At 39.8% G+C, this 25,815-nt stretch carries 18 protein-coding genes and 2 pseudogenes; 6 read left to right on the forward strand and 14 right to left on the reverse strand.

Features of this window, described 5'->3' with window-relative positions:
- Positions 1-85: 85 nt before the first annotated feature.
- Genes RMY64_RS09925 through RMY64_RS09935 form a run of 3 tightly spaced genes read right to left on the reverse strand, consistent with a single transcriptional unit; the run spans position 86 to position 2,635 of the window.
- The gene (locus RMY64_RS09925; RefSeq protein WP_322691445.1) at positions 86-472 is read right to left on the reverse strand and encodes a signal peptidase I; all 387 of its coding nucleotides are present in this window, start codon (positions 470-472) and stop codon (positions 86-88) included.
- Complete coding sequence (galK, locus tag RMY64_RS09930) at positions 462-1,541, reverse strand: galactokinase (RefSeq protein ID WP_322699924.1); 1,080 nt, start codon at positions 1,539-1,541, stop codon at positions 462-464. The genes RMY64_RS09925 and galK overlap by 11 nt, the downstream gene beginning before the upstream one ends.
- 5 nt (positions 1,542-1,546) lie before the next feature.
- Entirely contained in the window at positions 1,547-2,635 is a 1,089-nt protein-coding gene (locus RMY64_RS09935) for a M24 family metallopeptidase (RefSeq protein WP_322699925.1), read from the reverse strand.
- A 404-nt stretch (positions 2,636-3,039) separates the two neighbouring features.
- Between RMY64_RS09935 and RMY64_RS09940 the strand changes: the two genes are divergently transcribed.
- Entirely contained in the window at positions 3,040-3,282 is a 243-nt protein-coding gene (locus RMY64_RS09940) for a hypothetical protein (protein ID WP_322686036.1), read from the forward strand.
- Positions 3,283-3,732: 450 nt separating this feature from the next.
- A pseudogene (locus tag RMY64_RS36785) lies at positions 3,733-3,813 on the forward strand (hypothetical protein); the annotation flags it as partial.
- A 428-nt stretch (positions 3,814-4,241) separates the two neighbouring features.
- Here the strand turns inward: RMY64_RS36785 and RMY64_RS09945 are convergent.
- The 3 genes from RMY64_RS09945 to RMY64_RS09955 form a co-directional block, all read right to left on the reverse strand.
- On the reverse strand, positions 4,242-4,454 hold the full coding sequence (locus RMY64_RS09945) for a hypothetical protein (RefSeq protein ID WP_322699926.1): 213 nt from the start codon (positions 4,452-4,454) through the stop codon (positions 4,242-4,244).
- Between the two features lie 301 nt (positions 4,455-4,755).
- Complete coding sequence (locus RMY64_RS09950; protein ID WP_322672766.1) at positions 4,756-5,571, reverse strand: alpha/beta hydrolase; 816 nt, start codon at positions 5,569-5,571, stop codon at positions 4,756-4,758.
- A 55-nt stretch (positions 5,572-5,626) separates the two neighbouring features.
- Positions 5,627-6,019 carry a carboxymuconolactone decarboxylase family protein gene (locus tag RMY64_RS09955; protein WP_094350326.1) on the reverse strand — a complete coding sequence of 131 codons (393 nt, stop codon included), beginning with the start codon at positions 6,017-6,019 and terminating at the stop codon, positions 5,627-5,629.
- Between the two features lie 222 nt (positions 6,020-6,241).
- On the opposite strand from RMY64_RS09955, the gene RMY64_RS09960 reads away from it, so the two are divergent.
- On the forward strand, positions 6,242-6,658 hold the full coding sequence (locus RMY64_RS09960; RefSeq protein WP_322672765.1) for a (2Fe-2S) ferredoxin domain-containing protein: 417 nt from the start codon (positions 6,242-6,244) through the stop codon (positions 6,656-6,658).
- A gap of 147 nt (positions 6,659-6,805) precedes the next feature.
- On the opposite strand, the gene RMY64_RS09965 is transcribed toward RMY64_RS09960, so the two are convergent.
- The 3 genes from RMY64_RS09965 to RMY64_RS09975 all read right to left on the reverse strand — a co-directional run bounded on the left by RMY64_RS09965 (position 6,806) and on the right by RMY64_RS09975 (position 14,055).
- Positions 6,806-7,372, reverse strand: coding sequence for a nuclear transport factor 2 family protein (locus RMY64_RS09965; protein WP_322699927.1), 567 nt, complete (start codon positions 7,370-7,372; stop codon positions 6,806-6,808).
- A gap of 534 nt (positions 7,373-7,906) precedes the next feature.
- The gene (locus RMY64_RS09970; protein ID WP_322672763.1) at positions 7,907-13,333 is read right to left on the reverse strand and encodes an AAA family ATPase; all 5,427 of its coding nucleotides are present in this window, start codon (positions 13,331-13,333) and stop codon (positions 7,907-7,909) included.
- Between the two features lie 185 nt (positions 13,334-13,518).
- Entirely contained in the window at positions 13,519-14,055 is a 537-nt protein-coding gene (locus tag RMY64_RS09975) for a nucleotidyltransferase family protein (protein WP_322672762.1), read from the reverse strand.
- Between the two features lie 195 nt (positions 14,056-14,250).
- Here RMY64_RS09975 and RMY64_RS09980 point away from each other — a divergent pair.
- The 3 genes and pseudogenes from RMY64_RS09980 to cobO all read left to right on the forward strand — a co-directional run.
- Positions 14,251-14,403 (forward strand): annotated as a pseudogene (locus RMY64_RS09980) (IS1096 element passenger TnpR family protein); the annotation flags it as partial.
- A 150-nt stretch (positions 14,404-14,553) separates the two neighbouring features.
- Positions 14,554-15,009 carry a GFA family protein gene (locus RMY64_RS09985; RefSeq protein ID WP_322672761.1) on the forward strand — a complete coding sequence of 152 codons (456 nt, stop codon included), beginning with the start codon at positions 14,554-14,556 and terminating at the stop codon, positions 15,007-15,009.
- A gap of 339 nt (positions 15,010-15,348) precedes the next feature.
- Positions 15,349-16,026, forward strand: coding sequence for a cob(I)yrinic acid a,c-diamide adenosyltransferase (gene cobO / locus RMY64_RS09990; RefSeq protein ID WP_322672760.1), 678 nt, complete (start codon positions 15,349-15,351; stop codon positions 16,024-16,026).
- Positions 16,027-16,372: 346 nt separating this feature from the next.
- On the opposite strand, the gene RMY64_RS09995 is transcribed toward cobO, so the two are convergent.
- From RMY64_RS09995 to RMY64_RS10015, 5 genes are all read right to left on the reverse strand, one after another.
- Positions 16,373-17,203 (reverse strand): peptidoglycan-binding domain-containing protein, encoded by an 831-nt coding sequence (locus RMY64_RS09995; protein ID WP_322686029.1) that lies wholly within the window; start codon positions 17,201-17,203, stop codon positions 16,373-16,375.
- Positions 17,204-17,378: 175 nt separating this feature from the next.
- Positions 17,379-18,965: a hydantoinase B/oxoprolinase family protein gene (locus RMY64_RS10000; RefSeq protein WP_322672758.1), complete on the reverse strand. Its 1,587-nt coding sequence runs from the start codon at positions 18,963-18,965 to the stop codon at positions 17,379-17,381.
- Positions 18,966-19,082: 117 nt separating this feature from the next.
- Entirely contained in the window at positions 19,083-19,898 is an 816-nt protein-coding gene (locus tag RMY64_RS10005; protein WP_322699928.1) for an RNA methyltransferase, read from the reverse strand.
- Positions 19,899-20,157: 259 nt separating this feature from the next.
- Positions 20,158-22,260 (reverse strand): hydantoinase/oxoprolinase family protein, encoded by a 2,103-nt coding sequence (locus RMY64_RS10010; RefSeq protein ID WP_322699929.1) that lies wholly within the window; start codon positions 22,258-22,260, stop codon positions 20,158-20,160.
- Positions 22,261-22,319: 59 nt separating this feature from the next.
- Complete coding sequence (locus RMY64_RS10015; protein ID WP_322699930.1) at positions 22,320-25,730, reverse strand: COR domain-containing protein; 3,411 nt, start codon at positions 25,728-25,730, stop codon at positions 22,320-22,322.
- Positions 25,731-25,815 lie beyond the last annotated feature (85 nt).

Here is a 25,815-nt window from a genome sequence, read left to right on the forward strand (position 1 = left end):
TCTGATATTGACAAGCAAAGTAGTCCTGACAAATGAAGGAGCATCGAACCTAATTAAAATTAATTATGCTCAATTACTTAGCAAACTAAGGCTTTGACACTCCAGCCAATTCAACACTATCTCCTGGCTTTGAAGGCCATCTGACAGTCAAAATAGTGCAGTCGGACTCAGCAATCCACCAATGGGACACACCCGCACACCAAAGAACATAATCACCTTCACGAGATAATAAAATTTCTCTATCTTCAAATTGCAGGCGAAATTCTCCGTGAATGAGAATTGAAAGCGTTGCAGCTTGGTTATTTACCGCCCATTCAGTTCTACTTTCACCTGCTTTGTGAACAGCCCATTTTACTTCTAGCATTTCCGTGGAACGTGGATCGTCTTCAGGGGTGATAAAGTGACCCATGAACCATCCCCAACGATTTACACCTTCAACGCCTGCGTTTCCATAAACAACTTTAGGCTGCATCACTTAACTCCAAAGAAGGAACCAAAATTTGTCCGGTGTAACCTGCTTGCTTGTATTGTTCAAGAACATGAGTTGCAATATTTCTTCCTTCACCAGCCGCAACCAAAGCGACACAAGCACCACCAAAACCAGCACCTGTCAGCCTTGCACCAAACACTCCCGGAGTTTTTTGCAACAATTCGACTAGAGTATCTAGTGCTGGTACGGACACTTCGTAATCGTCTCTCAAACTGGCGTGGGATGCGTTCATCAATTCGCCAAAGCGTTCAGATGTTACTCCCTGCAATACTTCCAAGACGCGGTTATCTTCTGTAACCACATGACGGGCACGACGGCGTAGAGGTTCGGGTAATTTTTCTGTTACCTCAACGTCAGTAATATCTCGTAGTGCATTAACTCCTAGCGATCGCGCCGCCTCTTCACACTCAGCCCGACGCTGGTTATAACCGCTACTTGCCAGGGTGCGAGGTACGCCGCTATCAATAACCAAAATCTCTGCATTCTCAGGTAAAGGCATCACCCGGCGTTCTAAAGTCCGAGTATCTAAAAACAAGATATGTTCAGTATCAGCCAAACTAGAAGCCATCTGATCCATGATGCCGCATTGCACGCCAGCATATTGAATTTCAGCTTGCTGGGCAAATTGGGCAATTTCAACGTCATCAATGGGAAGCTTCAGAAGTTGGCGTAATCCCCGCAGCGTTGCCACTTCCAAAGCCGCGCTACTAGACAAACCCGAACCCATCGGAACCGATGATTTGACGTATACAGAAAGCGATGGTATTGTGTGTCCTGCTTTTTGCAAAACCTCAATACAGCCAAAAATATAACTGGCAAATCCAGACGGGGTATGATTGTCTAAAATGCTCACTTGCTCGTTGAGATTTTCCGAGTAAAAGTGATGGTGGTCATCGCTACTCAAACCTAGCTCTACCGTCGTAGATTGAGGAATCGCAGTTGGCAGAACGAAGCCATCGTTATAGTCGGTATGTTCGCCTAGTAAATTTACTCTTCCTGGCGCACTGGCTTCAGTTTCAGGTGGTTTACCAAATACTTGTTGAAAGTCCATAATTTTTAATTGTACAAAGGTACAGGGCGTAACCTTCCTTCTACCTCAACATTAGGAAAATTTGGATCGAAAGTTAAATTTTCCAATTTTCCATCCTTGAGAATCACAAAAGTATCTTCAATCTTTGCCCCTGCTAAACTAGGGTTCCAAGCAACAGCAATGCCTTCTGTCAAAGTATCAGTAGTAGTTGGATTGGCGACGATTTCTCGCGCCAGATATCCAGTGGTTCCTCCTTGGTGGTGTTCGCGGATGGCATTAGGAAATCCATGCTGCTCATAAGCCTGAGTTAGGGCGTGATAAACTGCATCGAGACTGGTTCCGGGTTGGCACAAATTCAAAACTACTGCTTCTATTTCGCGCACATGGGAATGTAATTCGGCTCGTTCGTCTGAAAGCTTACCAAAACAAACAAATCGCGTTAGATTTGCATACAAACCGTAACCTCTTGCGCAAAACACCAGCATCGCTTGCTGTCCAATCTGTTCTGCGGTGGCTGTTGCATGACGGTATAGCGGTAAACGTCTTTCACCCGCTACCAGTGTCAGCGCTGGATGCAACCCTTTCGCCCATAAAGCCTCTGCACCTGCACCCGCTAACTGATATTCTGTCCAAGTTGGCTTGGCGGCTTTGAGTACCTCTGTCATTGCCTGACTAGCTTTTTGCCCGACTTGACGATATCGCTCTAATTCACTTGACATCATTACCCGTTTATGATTTTGCAGAGTTGGGGGTAACGGTTTTTCTAAATTGGAGATGGGGCGATCGCTAATTGTTTTTCCACCACCAGTTACATCACGAACAAAAGACTCACGGGCAGCATAATCAGCCCAAGGGTTCACATATACCCTAAAATTAGCTGGCAGTTCTTCATCCTGAAGACGCTGCGCTTCAATTTCATCCGTCAATACCCAGGCATCTTCAGTAGTTACTAATACTTCTGCTACACCAGTTTCAGCAGTCAGCAGCACGGTATTAGAAGCGCCAGCCGTCACCCAGGCAAACCAGTCTGTACCACGCAAACGCAGGCCTTGCACTTCGGATTCATGCAAGGTTTGTCTGATTAATTCGAGCTTTTTGGAGACTTCCTCATTCATACAAAATTAGTAACTACATGATGAATACAGACAATTATGAGATTCATCTGTGTTTATATGCGTATGTCTATGGTTTGAAAAAAACGTGAGTACGGTATTATATCGAGTTTGGCATTTCAATATTTACAACTAGTACTTATAATCCCTTGGCCTTTTTCTCTGTAAAGCATCACTAGTAAATATACTCACTTCGCCGAATTAGTAATTTTCTAAAAACTCAAAAATTTAAATTTCATCCAGTTGCTTAGAAAAGTGTATTTGTCATTACAGATCGACTTTACATTGACTAACCCCTTTAGGCGAACCGCACATCAAGCCAAGGTAGTTCTCAAGAACGATGTAAGCGTTAGCCAATATTTGAAACTATGAAAGCACAAAAGCTAGAAGGACACGAAAAAAAGCCCATGAAATCCCAAGAGACTGAAAACAAAATAACAGAAAATAATATTCCTCTGCCAGAGAACACAGCTAGCGATATGAATCCTCAAGAAACCGAGAAATCTGAGCCTATTACTCAGGCACAAAGGGATAGTGTAATCACCAATCAGGACTTACCTAATCCACTAGTTCGCTATGGTTTTACGCTGGTTATATTGGCTACTTTCTTATTTGTTGTCGCCATTTACTACGGAATTGTTAACCCCTAATTAATTTAACTGACTTAGGTTTCATAATAAGTACAAACTACTAGGATTACAGCTTACTAACTACTTCTATAGCAATCCTAAATCATTCGTGAGGGAGAAAATCGCTGAAAGGCTTTAAAACACCCACTTTTAATCTCAGTGTTTTCTCACGTTTCAATTCGGATTGCTATAGATAAAGTTGAGCTTAATTTTTTGTTTTATTTTGCTAAAAAATCATTATTCTTATGCCACATACTTACAAAATCTTAAGCTCATTTTAATAAAAAATTTGGTAAGCTTTGGAGCTTTGACACTGTATTTAAGATTACAAGTTCATTTAATACAAATATACTCCAATAGTTAGATGGAAATGGCAGTCATTAATTAGTTGATTACTTCTAGGGAAATGAATTGCATCATACCGTCTAATGATGTAAGTCTAAGAATTAAACCTGTTTTATCCTCAATACTCATCACCATTTAGCGATCGCAGTCATCTTTATCGTTGCCGGTCACCAGTACCGGACTAACTTCGGCATTGGTCACAGCATCTGACCTTAGCTATCTCCCCCTCTATCCCGTCCGGTTAAAGGGGGATTTTTGTATATTCAATACCTTCGCCAAAAAAAAGAAATTGATTATATCAGGTGCGCTAGCAAAGCGTAATACCAATTCACTAAAGTTATGAAACAGATGTAAACCCTGAAAAACTTGATCTCTCTAAGTTTTTTAATTGTGTTAGCGTAGCGGGGCAAAGTTAGACGTAGTAGCGTGACATGCTTAAAATGTTGGGTTTAAAAAACTCACAAAGACTAAAATCTAATCATTAACAGAATTATTCAACCCAATAAATTCAACTTGCCGCGCTTGTAGATTGGGTTGCGCTCCGCTCCACCCAACCTACAATTTTTTTGCAACATTTTAGCCTTGCCATGCCACTACGCATATTTCAAAAATCAAATATGAGTACTATAGTTACTTCAGGTACTAGTATTTGATTTTTCACTTGGACGTTCGGTAGCAGGAGGAAACTTAACACTTTCTTCGACTCTATGGACTTCTGTGTTAGTTTGCTCTTTCGACAGGAGATCATCAGGGTTTAATGATTTATCAGCAGCATCATCAATTACTCCATTGGCATTAACATTGGGTTTATCAGAAGTTCCTTTATGGCTAGCATGTCCACTGGGCATAACTATTACCTCTCATTTTTATAACTAAACATCCCCAGACTAAACTTTTTTGTTTAGAGAAATACACTATCAGAAGGCTTATAGCAAAACTATCAGAATCCAGTCTAGAGTTATATATGATTTCTCGTAAGGGTAGAGCAATACTCATTGATGTCAACTTAAGCAAAAAGGTTGCAGAAGATGTCATCTAAGAACATCAAACCAGATGTTCTTAGTGATACATCATGAATAAAAAACGTCCAGCGCGACTCGGCAACCCAGACCTGCGTCAACAAAAACCTTTTACCTCTGTTGTTAATAATCAAAAATTGCTATAAGTTGGCTTCAACTTCCCCAGAAAATTGAGTATGGCTGAAACTACAGCATCCGGCGACTCAATCAAGAAGCCGTGACCCCCGCGTTCGATGACTACAAGTTCAGCATTGGGAATACCTTGAGCAAGTTGTTGAGAAAACTTTAGCGGAGTGAGAATATCTTGTTTACCAACCAGAACTAAGGTAGGACAATGAATTTCTTGGAGGCGGTCTATTGTGTTACTACTAAGGATGGCTTGGCTGTGATGATAAAGTGAATGAGTTGCAGGCGGGAAAGGATATCTGATAGCAAATTCAATCAGACCTTCGATCGTGTCAGGAATTGAGTAGAACGTATCTGTAAATATCCAGGGCAAGATAACTTTTTCATAAAGTTTTAGGTCTACATTGCTAGGAAGTTCGCCCCAAGTCTCAATGATGCTGTTGAATAATGCATCACCTTTTGCCAAAGATGAAAGTAGTATCAGACTTTTTACCTTTTCAGGGTGTGCTAACACTAGCTCTTGAGCTATCTGACTACCCATTGAATGACCTGCTAAATGCACCCTATCGATGCCGATGCGATCGAGCAATGCTGCAACGTCACTAGCCATCTGCTTCAGACTATAGGGGTTTTCGGGAGCAGAACTTCTCCCCATACCTCGGTTATCCAAGCGAATGACTTGATACTGCGAAACCAGCGATGGCATAATCAGCGACCAATAAGCATGATCGCAAAGAAAGCCAGCTATTAATAGCAAAGGCTCACCTGTTCCCTTAATGTCGTAGAACAAATCAATCCCGTTAATCTGAACCTTGGGCATAGTAAATGATTTTGCTAAACCTTATTTTTAAGTAGGGATAGACAAGGCTAAATTCCTACGTCTTGAATTTCTCGTCCACCGGAATTTGATAGCCATTGGCGAGGCGATTGGTCATATTAGCAGTAGCTGCGATCGCCATTAGTTCCCCAAACATAGTATCATTCATACCCTTGGCACGTGCTGCCGCTGTGTGCGAGGCGATGCAATACTCACAGCCATTCGTTGCACTCACAGCAATATAAATCAGTTCGCGCATCAGTGGATCGATCTCACCAGGGCTAACCATCACTTCCTTCAACGCTTGCCACGTTCGTTGCAGGGTGGGAGGATGGTTGGCTATGGCTTTCCAAAAGTTATTGATGTAGTCATTCTGACGTGTAACGCGGATGTCGTCATACACTGCACGTACTTCGTCGCTGGCTTCTTCGTATTCAATCAGCTTAGTCATGTTTTGATTCCATATAGTTTCCCCAGCGAGTGGGAACCCCTAGATTGTAATACTGAGTTGCAATTAAAGATAGTAATATCATGTCCTCTAGGCGTCCATAGGTGAAAATTCTACATCGTCTACAAACGACTTGGCATAGACTAGCATTTCTTGGGTGTTCTAATAGAACAGACTAAACAGGAAATTTACACTATCTTGTCAGATAAATAGGTGGGGTAGTCTATGAAAAAATTCCTACAGCGTATTAAAGCATTACTCAAACGTATCCTCAAGAGGTCTGCATCCAATTCTCAGCAACTACCACCTCTAATAAATACTCGATTAGAAACTTCTATTTCAACTGTTTCTCCCCGATGGGAATCTGGTTTGGTGCTTGTGTGTTCGCAATGTGCAAACGAGCGGTTAGGCTCAACCGCTTCCGAAGATTTAGAGAATTGGTTGAAATCTCGTTTAAAGTTTGAGGGATTATGGGGTGATTTTCGGGTAGTTAGCACCAGTTGTTTAGGAGTTTGTCCCCGGATGGGCATTACTGTAGTTATTGTAAGTAATGGAAGCAACGGAAATAGTCCATGCTTAATTATAAACTCTCCAAGCGATCGCGAACTTCTCTATTCATATATCAAACAGAATAAACACTGACTGCAAAAGTTGTTTATCTTGCACTATATTTTACTCAAGTGGCAAATAAAAAAGGGGATGAATATTTGAATTCACCCCTTTTTCCAGTCATCAGGGAGGTAAAGAATACTTATCCAACCCGTGTTCGTGTTATTCCAATCTCAAGAATTATTCTTTTAAACGAGGTATATTTGGTCTGACAAAGGTAGCTGAAGAATTAGTACTTCGAGCATTAGCGTTTGAAGAAGTAGTTGGCGAACTGAGATTCAAGAAATCGATGAGTTTAAGGGTACGATTACGAATTTTCCAGCGTCCATTTCTGTTAACGACTTGATCTTCATAAGTGCCATTAGCGACATCAATGCTGGTTTCCGAGCGTTTGTGAGTCGCATGGAGATAAGAAGTCATCGTTGCTTGATTATTTTGAATTGAAATGTTTATTGTACCCATCAAGTGTTGAGTAGCCGTGTAACCATTTCCTTGAAATACTGAATAGACAAAATCTGCCCAAGAATCTGTCCCATAATTTGTTTGAGTTGCCCCATCAGGAAAAATGGCGGTAAGGACTGAATCTTGAGTAAAACAATCCCGATAAATATTTTTTCCTTCTTGGAGATTTCCTCTACCAATAGCGTCAGTTCCCAGGGCGTAACAGGATGTTAATTTTTGAATTTCTAATTCTGCATTAGGTTGAGTTGCACTTGCTACCTCAAACTTACCTCCAACAAACAGCACAAGAATAACTGCAAGCGCAATTAAAGTTATACGATTTAACAGGAACGAAATAGCTTTTGAAACTATTCCCCCATTTTCTCTTCTTTTTTCCACAAGATGATTCCCTTAATTATTTACGATTTTTGCATCTTGTACTTTACTACAAACTAAAGTTTGGGCTAATATTTTTAGCCTATCAAAACTGTCTAATATGCTTGTAGACTTCACTAGTAATTGAGTTTTATATCTACTAAAAATCTTTTTTCTAGTAAATGATAAAGCTAGTATATACAAGAGTTGATGTATACAATTAGTTATAACAGTTAATTAATAAGTTACAAGTGCTAATTGTAACTAACTTTGTATTGATTTGATTAAGTAATAAAGTCACTACTTACATACAGGACTTACGCAACCATCACTCTTGAGAAACAGTAAATTTATCGGAAATTCACTTTATCAAAATTGCCAATGCAGATATAAACTAATTTAATCAAGAATACTGCAAAGCATCCGCACCCATACCGAAATTTAAGGAAAACTATTAAAAATTCCTTATCCCCCCAAAATTGGAATAGAAATTATAAATTGTGTTCCTTGTCCCAAGACTGATTCGCAAATCAAATTTCCACCATGATTTTCAACTATAATTTGCCGACTAATGGATAATCCTAATCCCGTACCTTTTCCTACACATTTGGTGGTAAATAAATGTTCAAAAATGCATTTTTTAACTGCTTCAGGCATTCCTTTAGCATTATCTTGAATCTTAATTACCACCTTGTTATTATCTACTTCTAGAGAAGTCTCAATAGTAATAATATTAGGATACTTTTCTTGAATTTCTAAAAAATCACGACCGATATTTGCTTCTTCTAAAGCATCGATTGCATTTGCAATAATATTCATAAACACCTGATTCAATTGTCCCAAATAGCATTTTACTGATGGAATATCTGCATAATTTTTAATGATTTTAATTGCTGGACGATTATGATCGGCTTTTAAACGATGTTGTAAAATCATCAAAGTACTATCAATACCTTCATGGATATTAGCTAACACTTTAGAGGTAGTATCAGCACGAGAAAAAGTACGAAGAGATGTACTAATATTGCGAATACGCTGTGTTCCCACTGTCATACCATCAATCATTTTTGGTAAATCTTTTAGCAGAAAATCTATATCTATCTCTTCAGCTTTTTCTTCAATTTCAGCACCAGGATTGGGGAATTTTTCTCGGTACAGTTGCAGATAGTCTATTAAATCTTTAACAATATCTTTTGCTTGGGCAATACTACCTGTAATAAAACCAATGGGATTGTTTATTTCGTGTGCTACACCTGCAACTAAATTACCCAAAGAAGACATTTTTTCACTTTGGATAAGCTGTAGTTGCGCCTCTTGTAAATCTTTTATCGATTGTTCTAACTCTTTAGATTTATCTTGCGCCTTTGTGTACAAACTGGCATTTTCTATTGCAATAGCCATTTGAGAAACTAAGACTTTTAATACCTCTACCCTTTCTGGAACAAAAGCCCCTGATGATAACTGGTTTTCTAAATAAATAATACCAGTAAGCTGTGATTGGTACATAATCGGCAAACAAAAGATTGATTTTGTTCGAGATTTTTGGATATAGATATCAAAATTAAAAGGCTCTGTAACTATTGCATCATTTAATACAATATATTGCTGAGTTCGGAGAACGTAATTAATCACAGACAGTGGTAAATCTTGATAGGTTTCAACCGGAATAGAACGTAAAACCGTCACCACATCATCAGTAGCATTTCCAGAAGCTTCAATATACAAATGATTATCTTTAAGTAAGAGTAGTGCTGCTTTTTGGGCAGCAGCATTTTCTAGTAAAATTTGGATTAGCTTACCCAATAAATTTTCTAAAACAATTTCATTAGTAATCGCTTGTGAAAATTTGATGAATGCATTAAAATCTAGAAAATCGCTTAAGCTGTTATTGGTAGTAGTGTTAGTGGTAATATGAGTTGTGTCAAGTTTTGAACTAGTGTTTTCTATGGTAGTAGTTTGTCCTACTAGAAAAACATACTTTGATTCTAGGTGTTTAACTTTGGCGATCGCACCCCAACGAATATAGGCATAATAGGCTTTAGTTATATAAGTTTGATGAATTAATTCTTTACCTAGAGATTGATAAAATTTTCCAGCTAACTCATAGGCTAAAGCTTCTTCTTGGAGAAAACCGTTTGCTTGAGATTTGGCAATCGAGTTTTCATAATAGTCCATTGCTTCTAGCTTTTGACCCAAAACCTGACACCGTTCTGCCTCTACGAGATAAAATCTATGTAAGTGATTGGTGGGAGCATGAGTAGCCCAGAGTTCCATCTTTTGCTGATTAGCTTGAACTTTTTCTAGAATAGCTTGCTTCTCAGACTCTTTAGCAGTATGATATATTGCCAAGTGGGCTAAAGAATCGTAGAAATAAAACACTGGGACAACAAACAACCCTGTAACACCACCTAAAGAGTTTTCTGCGATCGCAGCATTTTCTACAGCTTTAAAATACTCTCCAAATATGTAAGAGAGCATTAGCTTATTAACAAATAAATGGTTAATTGTGTAAAGGTCATTTACTTGCTGATGAATTGGCAGCATACTTTGCTCGTTGTAGGCTTCTCCAATTAAACAGTCCGCATTTTCAAAACTTCCTTTCAAGTTCAAAACTGTTTGCAAATACACTGAGTTCCAAGTGAAAGCTACTTGTTGATTGATTTTTTTCAGCGAATCACAATAAGCTATCAGTTCTTTTTCTAGAACCCAAAGTTCTTTACCCAGCCAAAATGAATGATAGGGATAAATATAGCCACAATAACCAGCATATTCTAAATCCCCAGTCTCCAGACCACTAGAATATCCTGACATTGATGATGTTAATGTCTCTCTAACATGCTCTTTCCAATGCATAACATGGGCACTAACAACCGTCAGAATTTTCGCCTTGAGTTCTTCAGCATTAAATTGTGACACTAGGTGAGAAGCTAGTTTCCCAAATTCATAGCCAGAATCAATTTCTCCTTGAATTCCACAAAGAAGTAATCCATAAAGACTATAACCATAAGCAGATACAGCTGTATTTCCATACCTTAAAGACAAATTAACCATTTTACAGACAATAATTGGCATCATTGCCGGAGCAGTTTGAAAAGCCGCAGGAAGAACTCCCATTAAGATTCTCATCGCTGCAATCTTGTTAGGATCGGTCATTAATGGTAAATTAATTAAATCTGCAATGGCTTTCCCTTTCAAAGAAACAGCAATTTCATCCATCCCCTGCTGAATATCAGTTGATGTCGGTTCGTCTGGAAAATTTATTCCTAATAATTGCAGAATTGATACTGCTATTTGAATGGCTTCCAATTGCCTGCTTTGAATGATAGAAGCGATAATCTGTACTTCATAGACTTTCACTTTATCTAAAAGAATTTTGGCTTCTTGCTGCACCACCTTAGCCCATGTTTGCATCTGCTCAAAATCACCGCCCAGATAGGCTGCCTCTGCGGCTCCTTCATATAAACCGATAGTTAAGGTATATTCCGTTTGCCAAGCATCTATATTTAAAAGTTCTATCCCATTTGTGAAGTATTTAAGAGCAGCTTCGTAAGCTGTAGAAGCTTTAGCTTTTCGTCCTGCAGTTAAATTTAATCGTGCCAATTCAGTTTTTTCAGATTGCTCTATCAGGTTAACAATACCTACATTTAACTGATTGACGATATCAAAAATGTTAGCTTCTATTTCCTCTTTAGGTATATTTTGAAGAAGCAATTGCCCAATTTTCAGGTGAGTAGATTTCTTAAGTTCTTCTGGAATTAAGGAATATGCTGCTTGTTGTACTCTGTCATGCAAAAACTTGTAACCCACCCGTGAAGTGTCGAAATTTAAATTAACCGCTTCTTCTTGATTAAAAACTAAAGGGATGCGGTAAGCTTCATTTAAAGGCAGAATTAATCCTGCTTGCAAAGCTGAGTGTAAATCATTTGCTGTCAAAGAAGGTGATTTTTCATTTACTATCGATAAAACATCCAAACTAAATCTGTCACCCACACATGCTGCTAATTTTAAAACATCTTGGGTGAACCGTGGTAGTTTTTCAACTCGGCTGGCAACTAATTCAACTACATTCTTATCGGTAATTCCAATTGCTTGAATATCTTCTATACTCCATTGCCATTTAGCATTAGCAAAGTCAAATTTTAACAGTTTTTCTTGATGAAGTGCTTGAATTAGTTGTGTTATAAAAAATGGATTTCCACCGGTTTTATTACAAATCAACTCAGCTAGTTTAATAATGTCTTGGTTAAAGACTGCTGTTTCTTCATCCTGCTTCACTTCTAATTTTTGAAGAGTTTCGGCAACTAGCTGAGTTACATTGCCTAAATTTAAGGGTTGTAATACAAGATTATTAACAACCGTCCCACTATTCTTAATCTCTTCTATCTTTTGGATTAAAGGATGCGCTGAATTAACTTCATTATCTCTATATGCACCAATAAATAAAAAGTATTTGCTATCGGTATCAGTTACGATCAGTTGAATTAGATTTAAAGTAGCTGAATCTGCCCATTGTAAATCATCTAAAAATATGACTAATGGGTGTTCTTTTTGAGTAAAAACTTGGATAAATTCTTTAAAAACATGATTGAAACGATTTTGTGATTCTGTTGCACCAATTTGGGCAACTTCCGGCTGTATACCGATGATTAATTCTACTTCTGGAATTACGTCAGTAATAACTTTTCCATTTGTTCCTAAAGCTGCTAATATTTTACTACGCCATCTTTCTATTTTTTCATTATTCTCGGTCAGCAAATATCGCATTAAGTAAGCAAAGGCTTGAATTAAAGAAGCATAAGGTATATTCCGTTTTAACTGGTCAAATTTACCAGAAATAAAGTACCCTTGTCTGCGAGTAATTGGTTTATTAACTTCATTGACTAAAACTGATTTGCCAATCCCAGAATAACCAGAAACTAGCATCATTTCACTAGTTCCAGATGAAACTCGCTCAAATGCAGCTAAAAGTTCATTAACTTGTTCTTCACGACCATATAATTTTTGAGGAATTAATAACTGGCTCAATATATCTAAACGGCCTGGCACAAAATCAGTAATGATTCCTTTTGTTTCTAACTGCTTGAGACATGATTCTAAATCTGCCAATAATCCTGTAGCACTTTGATATCTGTCTTCTGCATTTTTTGCCATCAACTTCATTACAATTTTAGAGATGGCGGCAGGAATTTTTGAATTTAATAATTGCGGGTTTCTCGCTTGAACTGCAATGTGACTATAAACTACTTCTAAGGGATCTTGGCTAACAAATGGTGTTTTCTCAGTGAGCATTTCATATAAAGTCACACCAAGAGAATAAAAGTCAGTGCGATAATCAAGAATGCGATTCATTCTCCCAGTTTGTTCGGGAGACATATAGGCAAGTGTGCCTTCAACGCAGTTAGGGTTATTAAATTGGGGATTTTCCTTATTGAGACGGGAGGCTATACCGAAGTCAGCGAGTTTAACAATACCTGTCTGGGAGTTAATTATGATGTTATTAGGTTTGATATCTTTATGAATAATCTGATTATTATGCAAATAATCTAAAGCTTTAGTCAGTTGAATAGCAATTTTTAAATGGTTAATTAAGTCAAGTTTTTTGGTTTGGAGCAGTTGAGATAAAGACTGACCGCCAAAGTCTTCTAGCAATAATCCCACACGGTTTTCAAAAGTTTCTAGACTGATAGCTTTAATTATATTGGGATGGTCTAAACCTTGCTGAATTTGATACTCATTTTTAAGGCGAGTAAAGGCTTCAAGGGTCGGATATTCATTTTTAAGCAGCTTGAGGATAACTCGCTGTTGCGCCTTTGGCGTTTGTGCTTGATAAATAATTGTTTGGATTCCTTCGTGGAGAGTGGAGTTAATTTGGTATCCAGTACGATTTGGCATTGGTTTTTGACTATAAAGTTATAAAATTAGCATCATCCCTGTTCTATTGTGAAAGGGGTTCTAGTTTAATTATTCCCAGTACGTAGAAAATTATTAACATTGCGCTTCAGTATCCAAAGATTGTAAATTAAAAAGCGATTATTTCTTTGTCACGGAAATTAGCGGCTAAAATCTGACTGTAAGCTTTACGCCAACCGCAGATAAGGACACTTCTGTAAAAATCCAGATGCTTTTTTATGGGCATCTAAGTTATAAGTATGCGTTGGCGTAGGTCGAATAATGCCACCAAATAGGTCATCCAACCCGTAGGGTGTGAAAAATTGCCATTGTCCCTGGGTATCTAGTCGAACTCCCACAGCAGTAGCGGTGTGCAGCCAATTTGTGATGCCATCCTCTGTACTAGTGTAAGGTCTGCTACCAAGCCGCCAACGAGCAAAACTGGCTTGATTTTTGACATCAAACTCGTCATCAGGAAATTGTTTTGTGAGAATCGCCTTTGCTGCTAGTTCTTGGGAACGGTTTCCCTCTATATCAAAGAATGCAATATCAAAATCTTTAATACCTAACCCACAGTCATTGCCAAAAATTGAAGACCAAACGGTGTTTCGGACTGCACCCCCGGCTAACCACCAGTTAGGTAGATTTAGTTGAGCGATCGCAGGTAATACTGTATTAATGCGTGTATCAGCTAAAATCATCTGTAGGCGAGTGTTACTATTCATATCAAATTCCTGGGATTAGTCAAGTAGAAGGTGAAAATATTATCATTCGCATTTCATTAAACTTACGGTATTGATAGTCCTGTTGTGACACTTGGCACGTCAATGTTTATCATGAGAAATTCTGTATTAATAGTATAAATAAAACACGTTGCACAGAAGGTTAAATTGTGAATTTAGAATTTAGATTTATATCTAGAACCGGGTGGTAAAATGACCTATCTTTATGATTTTGGTGAAAACTGGAAATTTGATGTCCAGTTAGAAGCAATTAATCCCCTTGATAGCAAAATCCAAAAACCGAAGATTTTAGAAGTTCACGGAAATGCACCTCAACAGTATTGGAGTTAGGATGAGTGATGAAAAGGATTTAGGAAAGTGCAGAGAATGAAAATATATTCATGTTCAGATGTCTTCTATTTGTGTCTAATAAAATCCGCTTTTATACTGAAGTAGTTTTAGTTACAATAAAACAATACAAATTCTTAGGAGATAAAAACTGTGAGTCTTCCATATACTGGAGGTTGTCAATGTGGACAGATTCGTTATGAAATTCATGCCGAACCATTAACACTTTACCTATGTCATTGTAAGGAGTGTCAAAAACAATCGTCTAGTGCCTTTGGTATGTCTCTTACAGTACTACGAGATACTGTTGTAATTATTCAAGGAAAACCGAAAGCTTGGACTCGGAAAAATGATACCGGACGTGAAGTAAATAACCTGTTTTGTGGCGACTGCGGAACGCGATTGTTCCATGAACGGACTTACAATTCAAATACTATCAATGTCAAAGCTGGAACCTTAGATGATACAAGTTGGTTACGCCCAGTGGGTAACATTTGGACACGCAGTGCCCAGTCATGGGTGATAATTTCAGACCAATTGCTCAACTATGACGCTCAACCAGAGGATACACAGCCTTTATGGGAAAAATGGAAACAACAACATCCATAGATGCATAACTTATGATATTAGACATCATACTTATGATACTTAAAGTATCTAACTCATCACTGTACTAAAGAAGATAATAATAAAATTTTACTGGTAAAGTGCTTTAATAAACATATTAAATTATTTAAAACAGTAATAGTAAACTCAAATTATAAGTTCAGTTTGTGTATTATATATAGTTCCACTTGTCTCAAATCATTGATAAAGCTAATACACTATTAATATTTCACATGAAAACTTACTGGACATTTGCCATCAAGTAATGTAAATGAAATTGGATAAGTAAGGCGATTTTGGTTCATTTTCAACACTTTTAACAGTTATTTCTAGACAAGCTTGATGAAAAACGATACACCACCAGAATTGAACCCAGACCAAGAAATTGGGCGCTTAATTGATGAGGTAATGTCTTCATCTCTGACTGATGAACAGTACCGGAAAAAAATGCAGCGACGCAAAGAAGTGCAAGACAAGCGCATAGCAGAAGCTGTACCAGAAAAAGGATTAATTATTGTAAATACTGGGAACGGTAAGGGTAAAACCACTGCGGCTTTGGGGATGGTGTTGCGATCGCTCGGTCATGGGTATAAAGTAGCGATCGTCCAATTCATCAAAGGTAGCTGGGAACCTTCCGAAAAAAGGGTTTTCAGCTATTGGGAAGACCAAATAGAATTTCACGCAATGGGCGAAGGCTTTACCTGGGAAACTCAAGACCGCGATCGCGATCTTGACAAAGCTAGCGCCGCCTGGGAAAAATCGTTAGAATACATTCGCAACCCAGACTTTCATCTAGTGTTGTTAGACGAAATCAATATCGCCCTCAAAATGGCTTACTTACCAGTAGAAGACGTTTTAGCAGGTTTGGCGCAAAAACCCGCTAACAAACACGTTATTCTCACAGGTAGAGGCGCACCACCTGCTTTAATTGAGCGTGCTGACTTAGTAACTGAAATGACTCTAGTTAAGCACCCTTTCCGCGATCAAGGTGTAAAAGCACAACCGGGAATTGAATATTAAATCAGAATTCAGAATTGTTAAAAAACAGGTTTCCTACTCAGCAGAGATTAGAAACCTGGTTTTTAATTCTCGGATTTCATACCAATTTGAAAAAAGAATGCAACACATAGATAATATATATCACCAACCCTGCCCTTACTAAAGGGTGCGCGTCAGCGTGGGTGGGCTTATCTGTCGTAAACATTTTTTGAATTGGTATCAGATGTAAAAAAGCAGATTTCAAGTTGATGAGGTACACAAGCTAAGTCTGTTATCTAGGTAGAAAGCGTATTTTGCTTCTGTTAGCGCAGCAAGGCGTAGCCCATTCTGAATTCTGAATTGAGACTTCTGCTATCAGTCCCATTTGTTACTTCTTATTCCAAAGGCTTAAAAATGCTTGAGAGATGGCTGGGGTAATCTGACTTTGTAAGTGATTTAGTGCATCACGATGATTTGCATTATTGTCATCATAATAAGTAAACAGATTCGTCAGCTTGACAATCTCAGGATTTTGATCGTTTGTCCCCCTCCATTTGTTAGTAACTTTGTGTAAAACGTCCTTGGGTAGATTTTGTTGTAAGTTATTTAACGCTGCAATGTAAGAAGGATTTTGAGGATTCTTTTGGAATTGAAAGCATAAATCTCTCAGCTTTAGTTGTGACTGAGGCGGAGTCTGGGGCTTATCTGTCAGACTAGATTGCTGTAGAATTTGACGCTGTTCAATAGTAGCAATACCATTTTCAGTTAAACCCTGAGATTTCTGAAATTTTTTGACTGCTGTATAAGTAGCCGGCCCATAAAAAGGCTTGTTTGGAGGGATTTCAGCATTGGTTGCAAAACCATGAAACTTCAATCTGTTTTGAAGCCCGATGACTGTTTCTTCCATGACAGTTCGAGTCTCTGCATCAGCATTACCATTAACCACAAGTTTTTGTGAGTACTGTTTCTGAAACTTTTTAATAGCTTCTTCAGTAGGATCGTCAGTCAAGGAGTTGTTATTTCGCTTCCAGGGAGCAAATTTAGTGAGATCCGGCTTAGGATCAATCTCAGGAGCTAAATATCCCAATCCAATCAATATGTGACGGATGACTTCAGGGCTACTAACGGCCATGCTTTTTGGTTCCTTTGCGATTAAACTACCATTTAATGTATCTTGTTTTACAAAAATTAGGTAAGTAGAAATAAACAAATCTAACATTTCTTGTTTGCAAGGCGTTCCAAAGGATAAGCAAAGTGTGACGACAAGCTGCAACTCTTTGAGACGTTAGACGTGTGCGACTACAGATAGTGAAAAAGAAAGACGACTTGCTTGAGCGTAGCGTCTCGTAGAGAAGTCGAAAGGAGCCGAAGTGCTGCCTCCTCTCCTGCCTTCTTCACTGGCATTTACCAAAACCACCGCCACCAGGAGTTTCTATCACAAAAACATCCCCAGTTTTCATTTCTACCGTTGCTGTGCTGTCTAAATTCTCTTCAATTCCATTCTGACGCTGTATCCAGTTTCGTCCTACTTTTCCTGCCTCCCCATCATTTAATCCAAAGGGAGAAACAACCCGATGGCCAGAGAGAATATTAGCTGTCATCGGTTCAAGAAATCGAATGCGGCGGACAACTCCATTACCACCCGAATATTTTCCTTTGCCACCGCTATCGGGACGAAGACTAAAGCTTTCTAAAAGTACAGGATAACGAGTTTCTAAAACTTCTGGATCGGTCAAACGAGAGTTAGTCATGTGAGAATGAACACCATCAGTACCATTAAAATTAATCCCCGCGCCAGAGCCACCGCAGATAGTTTCATAATATTGATATTGCTCATTACCAAAAGTAAAATTATTCATCGTTCCTTGAGAAGCAGCCATAACACCCAAAGCACCATATAAAGCATCCACAATAGTTTGAGAAGTTTCGACATTACCCGCGACTACTGCGGCTGGATAGGTTGGGTTGAGCATACAGCCAACTGGGATAATAATTTCTAAAGGATTAAGACACCCAGCATTCAGAGGAATATTATCATCAACTAAAGTACGGAAAACATATAAAACTGCTGCTTGAGTTACAGCTTTAGGAGCATTAAAATTACTATTTAGCTGCCAAGAAGTTCCAGTAAAATCAATAGTAGCACTACGGTTTTCTGGGTAGATGGTTACTTTAACTTTAATTTGCACCCCATCATCCATTTTATAAGTAAATGAGCCATCCTTGAGAACTGCGATCGCACGCCTAACAGACTCCTCAGCATTAGCTTGCACAAATGTCATATAAGCTTGAACAGTGTCAATTCCGTATTGTAAAACCATTTTACAAAGTTCTTGAACTCCCCGTTCATTTGCAGCAATTTGGGCTTTAAAATCAGCGATGTTTTGGTCAGGGTTACGAGCAGGATAAGTATGATTTGCAAGGTGCTGTCTGACTGTGGTTTCTTGAAAATTTCCCTCTTCGACCAAGAGGAAATTATCAAAGAGAATTCCTTCTTCTTCTACTGTGGTACTGTGGGGAGGCATAGAACCGGGAGTAATTCCACCAATATCTGCTTGATGTCCGCGAGAAGCAACAAAAAATAAAGGCATTGGGCATTGGTCATTGGGCATGGGGCATGGATTATTTTCACTATTTTCCAAAAAAACAGGGGTAATTGCAGTGACATCAGGAAGGTGGGTTCCGCCGTTATAGGGGTTATTAGATAGATAAACATTTCCCGGTTTTAGGGTGTCGCCTTTATCGTTAATTAAACTGCGGACACTTTCACTCATTGAGCCTAAATGTACAGGAATATGTGGGGCATTTGCTACTAATAATCCCGATGAGTCAAAAATTGCGCAGGAGAAATCCAGCCTTTCTTTGATATTCACTGATGTAGCAGTGTTTTGCAACACAATTCCCATTTGTTCGGCGATAAATTGATAGAGATTTTTAAAGATTTCTAAGCGAACAGGATCGGGTTGAGATGTTCTGTGCATTTTTAATTCGTGTTTGTTTAAATTCAATGAATTACTTAACATTTGCTGATGTAAGTTGAGTTAAGAAAAGTGCAACCCAACACAAAAATTGATTGATGTTGGGTGTCACTTCACACATTATGTTCTCGACCTATAAACCTCATACATTAAGAGGCTACCTGCTACAGCAAGATTGAGGGAGTCAACCGCACCTACCATCGGAATCCGAACAAGATACTGGCATAAGTCTCGCTGTTCTGGGGTTAGACCTTGGCGCTCCTCGCCCAGGAAAAGAAGAGTAGAATTGGGATAATTAAACTGATGAAATTCAGACATCCCATCTGGTGAAGCACCAATAACAGGACAGTGGTGGTTCTGTACCCAGTGACGGAGCGCAGAAAAGCTTGTGCGTACAAACTTCTGGTTAAAGAGCGAACCCATAGATGCCCGAATAACATCGGGAGCAAAGGGATCTATGCTATCTTTGATAAAAATAAACCCAGCACCGCCAACAGCTTCTGATGTGCGAATCAAGGTTCCGAGGTTTCCTGGTGAGCGAACAGTTTCAAGAGCCACCCAGCACAAATCAGGTTGTGGCGAGATATCACGCAGCTTGAACCAGCGCTGACGAACAATTGCACCAACTCCAGAAGCACGTTCACTCTGGGAAATACGTCGAAACTGTTCGGGTGTAAGGCTGATGCAAGGAATACCAGAACGCCGAGATTGCCGAACTAGTTTCCGTGCTAAAGGTGCTGTGAGCAGTTTCTCACTAAACGCGATCGCTAAAATATCAAAACCGTTGTCAATTACCTTGACAAAGTTACGCACACCTTCGATATAGAATAATCCAGAGGCGTTACGATGTGCGCGGTCAAATTGGAGCCTTTTAACTTCGGTTAGCGTAGCCTCAACATCTAACCGTTCATGGCTGGAACTATTAACACCAGCCATCCTCCTTCAGCAGAGCTACTTGGCTCTCTAGATAAAAAACTTGAATTAGCATGAGACATTGCGGAAACTATACCGCAGACATCAACTTCACTGCGATCGATATTAGCACATATTTATTCTAAGTCAGGTGTATTTAACTTTCTATCTAGACAAAGCTGGCGGATTTGCAAAGGAAGAGAAGAAAAATTTAACATTGAAAATCTCCGAATAATTTACTGAAACTTAGTATTTTCGGTTAATAAAATTAAATCATAAATCTTTATATAATCTCTATAAGACGTTGCAAAATTAAATGATTACGTTCAGTTAATCTTGCTTCCCAGTTTGGTTCAACTACAATCGTGCTAATTTTTTCGATAATAATTGCAGGGCCATTAATACTATCTTCTGGTTGTAAATCTTCCCGTCGATAAATAGGAGCATTATGCCATCTATCAGCAGTAAACATCCTGACTGTCTCAACAGAGACAGGGGCTTCATCTAGAGAACGGGTACGAATAATTAAAGGTTCTTCGGGAGTATCCATTTTTTGAATTACTTCCACTGAAGCAGATTCTACAATTAAGTTTTTATCTAATTGAATGAAACCATAGCGTGATTGATGCTCAACCTCAAAATTTTGCTGCATTACTACTACTTTATTGGCAAAATTAACGGTCAGGATAGAGTTAGTACTCTCATATTTTAAGTTAGCTTTTCGGATTACTTCTAATTGACTATCTGTTTCATTTATTTCACTTCTAGCTTGAGTTTCTAAATATCTCATTAACTGCTCTAATTTAGGGATTAATGCTTGAGTTAAAGGTTGTTCAACTCCTCCTTCTCTAATTGCCCGCACATCAGCTAATCCCATTCCGTAAGCTGAGAGAACTCCAGCATAAGGATGTAGAAATATTTTTTTCATTCCCAAGGTATTGGCAATTAAACAAGCAACTTGCCCACCTGCACCGCCAAAACAACAAAGTACATATTGGCTGACATCATAACCGCGTTGCAGACTGATTTTTTTTATTGCATTCGCCATATTTTCCACTGCGATCGCCATAAATCCTGCGGCTACTTGTTCGGGAGTACAATGATTTAATGTAGCGGCTTGAATGTCTTGGGTTAATTGGGTAAATTTTTGAATAACAATATCTTTATCTAAAGGTAAATTACCATCAATGCCAAAAACTGAGGGAAAATATTGTGGGTGAATTTTACCTAACATTACATTGGCATCAGTAACCGCTAATGGCCCGCCACGTCGATAACAAGCAGGGCCAGGATTTGAACCAGCAGATTTAGGGCCGACACGATAACTAGAACCATCAAAAAAGAGAACTGAACCACCACCAGCAGCAATGGTATTAATTGCTAATACAGGAACTCGCATCCGCGCCCCAGCAATTTCTGAATCTAGTTGTCGTTCATACTCTCCTTTAAAGTGGGCAACATCTGTACTTGTACCTCCCATATCAAAGGTAATAACTAACTCAAAACCTGCTCTTTTACTAGTTTGGACTGCGCCAACAATACCGCCAGCCGGGCCACTTAAAATACTATCTTTTCCTTGAAATTGTTCGGCTGCGACTAAACCGCCATCAGATTTCATAAACATTAATTTGACGGTGGGTAACTGATTCGCTACTTGGTTGACATAGCGGCGCAGAATTGGAGTTAAATAAGCATCGACTACTGTTGTATCTCCTCGGCTAACCAACTTCATTAAAGGACTAACTCGATGAGATACGGAAATTTGAGTAAAGCCGATTTTTTGGGCAATTGTGGCTATTTGTTGCTCGTGTTCGGGATAGCGATCGCTGTGCATAAAAACAATAGCACAACTCCGAATTCCTGTATGGTAAATTGCTTGTAGGTTTCTTTTGACTTGTTCAATATTTATAGATATTAATTCATTCCCTTTAGCATCATAACGTTCATCTATCTCAATCACCTGTTCGTAAAGCATCGTTGGTAAAATTATCTGGCGGGCAAAGATGTTAGGACGGTTTTGATAGCCAATTCGCAGCGCATCTTTAAATCCTTTGGTGATCAGAAGAACAACCCTGTCTCCCTTTCTTTCTAACAGAGCATTTGTTGCTACTGTTGTCCCCATTTTTACCACTTCTATAGCTTCAGCAGGAATGAGTTCGTTGCTAGCAATACCCATGAGATTTCGAATACCTTGGATGGCTGCATCTTGATATTGTTCGGGATTTTCTGAAAGTAGTTTGTAGACTATAATCCATTGCTGATTAGGCAAAGGGACAATTAAAAAGCGTTCGGGATGTTTTGAAAGTCTATCGATAATTGCTTGATTATTAGTAACAGCAACAATATCTGTGAATGTACCACCACGGTCAGCAAAAACTTTCAACATTAATCTGTTTCCTGTAGAATCATGAGAAATTACGAAATAGCTCTAATATCCGTTGTCAATTAATATTCATCTACAAATTGAGGATGAACCCAGAGAAATTCACGGCGTTTGTTTTGTACCCGCACTAGACCACCAAAACTAGGATCTTTTTCTTTCAATAAGGCGTGTAATTCTCGCAAAATCGAGCCTTGAGCGCGTATTGCATCGCCTTCCAAGAAAGAGGCATCGCTCTTCGACTTTCCAGCCAAAGCCATATCACTTCCCTTCAAAGTAGACTCGATGCTTTTCTGTCCCAAATCGAGCTGTTCTTCAATGGCTTTGTAGGTGGTATCATCCAGTATCAATTTAGTTGCCGAACCTGCCACAGGTAAGACTAGGCTCAGGGTTCCGGTCAAAATTCTGAGATAGGGGACTGCCTTGGTAAACCACTCACGCGGCAAGTCTAATTCATAGACTCCCTTTTTCTTGTCGTTGGGATTTAAGGCTGGAAGTGGCTGACGTGCGTGTTCGCACCAGAGGGTGAGTTGAAACTTGGCACTAATCCATTTGGGGCGATCAAAAAATTTCGGATCGATAGGTTTAAAACTGAACAGGCGCGGGCCGTCTTTTGCTTCATCGGTGAGCATCTGCATCAGCGCGGCAAACTGCTCGTCCGCTTGGCTTAAAATGGTGCGTTGCTCTTGAGACAATTTCTGAAAGCGTTCTTCATCTCGACGATCTAAGGTTACTAAATCTCTGCGAATGACTTTTAGCTCGTCTTGCATAATGCCTCGAAGCTGCTCAATGCCAATTTCTTGGGATGGGGGTTGAGCAGTCGGCGCGTTATTCAGCAGTCGATCTATGTTTTGCCATTCGCCACACCCGGAAATGGGACACGGGAATTCATGACGATTTTTCTTTTTACTTTCAATTAGTTTTTGTACCTCAAACAGTCCGTTTCCAGGGGCATTCATACCGCAAGATTCAATGCAGGGAACCATAACGTTACAACGCAAACCTTTGAAAGAATAAGGATTCTTGGGGTTTTCAACTAGCCATTTAATCTCTTCCGTGAGATAGGAGAGGAACCGTTCAGGATAAGCTGCCCGCACTGTGATTTTTACATCGGTATTAACATACTCCAGCAATGCCCGACCATTGTAGTCATTGTCAAGCATTAAGCCGCGTTGCCAGTGAATGCTGTTTTCGTAATTAGTCCGCCCCAGTGAGTATTTGTGCAATCGGACAATCAACTGATAAAATAATCCTTCTGCTGCTGCAAACTGTCCGCGACCGTCCACAATGCGGCAGATTTGCACCTGTTGTCTATCTCCGGCTTCCGGTTGCTCTCCCCAATTGGGCAATGGCTCCGGGCGTGTGTCGGAAACAAGTTGAGCAATCAGGGTGGTATTGCTAGTTTCTGACGGATCGAATACCACTTTGTAGGATAGATCAAAGCGTTCCATCAGCCGCAGAAAGATTGGATGCAATTTTGAGGGGTAGCCTTCTTCGCCTGCAAATGGCGGATGGCTCCACAACTGGCTGAGATGCTCAAACTCCACCAAACCGTTGCGTCTACGTGTCATTCTATCATCTAGCACGAAGCTGATCGCCTTTGCCAGCCAGTCGGGTTTGAGGATGACGATATTGCGTAGTGTTGAGTCGTTATGGTAATGGATAAAATGCCCTAATATATGGGAGATGCGAAGGAATAGTTCTGCTTGCTCCTCATCGATTCCCTGTTCAGCGCAGATTGCAATGATATCATTGTAGGGGAGATAGGCTTTGTCACTTGTCTGTAAGGTTTCCCGCACCCGTTGCCACTTTGCTGGAACGGAACGCCCCATTTCGGGAAGAGATGCAGCGACACGAGCAATAGTATCTTTTAATTCTGCAAGACCAGCGCAATCCGTCGTATCATCGTTGGGTTTGCTGTCTACATGAAAGAAATCGATTACCGTATCTTTGCCAAATTGATCGATAATTTCTTGTCTGTTAATGTCCGGTTGTCGCTGTCCGGGGCCGCCATGGGTTGCAACTACCAACACCTTTGCATCTGGTTCTCGATTTTTGATCAGCGTAATCCACTCTTTGACAAAGCCCTGCTGGGGGCCTTCCCGTGGTTTCCAGATCACCAGATACACGGCTGGCGCACTGAAAAACAACTGGTGCGTCGGTCGATAAACCCGTTGACCGCCAAAATCCCAGCCATTAAGTGATATCTCTGTACCACTGTCGGGATCGGTGACGATTACAGATTTAATTTCAATTCCGTGAGTTGTGGGGCGACCATCCACCCATTCATCCCCGCGCAAAGCCCCCAATAGACAACTCTTACCTACTTCACCTTCGCCAATTAGGATCAGTTTGGCTTCATTCAGAGTTATCTGTGCTTCTGCCTTTGCCCGCAGGTATTGGAAGACTGCTTCCGTGCCTTGTTCGTAAGCGGCTGCAAGGTCAGGATTGAGGAGATTGTCGTCAAGCTGGATATCTTTTAGGTGAGGAAGTTGCCCTAGCGATGCTGGCAAATCGGTTAGACAGTTGCTTCCTAGATAGAGTTCTTCCAACTGTGGGAGTTCATTCAGCCAGTCAGGCAAAAAATGCAGTTCACAGTTATTTGCCCAAATCCTCCGAATTTGCTTCATTCGTTGAATGCATGGAGGAACTTTGCTCAGTGGATTACCACCATCATCAGCTCCTAAAATGATAAATTCTAAACTTTGGAGTTTATCCAGTGATTTAGGAAGTTCCGAAATTTGGTTGCCACCAATGCTGAGTATTTCTAATACGTGCAGTTCACAAATCCATGAAGGAATTATTTCTAAATCGTTTGCGTAAATATATAATTCTTTCAACCTTTTCAGTTCTTTTATGACTGATGGAACTTGTCTGAGTAGATTACTTCCACAATCAAATATCTCTAAATACAGTAGGCGACTTAATGAATTTGGCAGTTCCGTTAGTTGGTTGTTGGAGAGGTCAAGCTCTTGCAACTGAGTCAGGGATGCGATCGCCTCTGGCAGTTCGGTCAGTTGGTTGTTGGAGAGGTCAAGCCATTGCAACTGAGTCAGGGATGCGATCGCCTCTGGCAGTTCTGTCAGTTCGTTATTAGAGAGATCAAGCTGTTGCAATTGGGTCAGGGATACGATCGCCTCTGGCAGTTCTGTCAGTTCGTTGTTAGAGAGATCAAGCTGTTGCAATTGGGTCAGGGATGCGATCGCCTCTGGCAGTGCTGACAGTTGATTTTTCTGATCGTGCCCAGGTTTACTGCTAACATTCAGTATTTTTAGATTAATAAGGGATGCGATCGCCTCTGGCAGTGTCGTCAATTTGTTTTCGGAAAGGTCAAGCTGTTGCAATTGGGTCAGGGATGCGATCGCCTCTGGCAGTTCGGTAAGTTCTATGTTGCTGAGATCGAGTTCTATTACTCCCTCTTGCCGTGCCTGTTCAATACGCTGCTCTGCTTCCCAATAAGCTCTATCTCTTGCCATGAACAAATCCTTTCTCTCACTACCAAAATCGGAGTAATAGCCAGACTTTTTCTAGGTAACAGCCTATACAGGCGGTTTAGCCAGA

It is taken from the genome of Nostoc sp. DedQUE08 (assembly GCF_034530895.1).
Lineage (GTDB): Bacteria > Cyanobacteriota > Cyanobacteriia > Cyanobacteriales > Nostocaceae > Nostoc.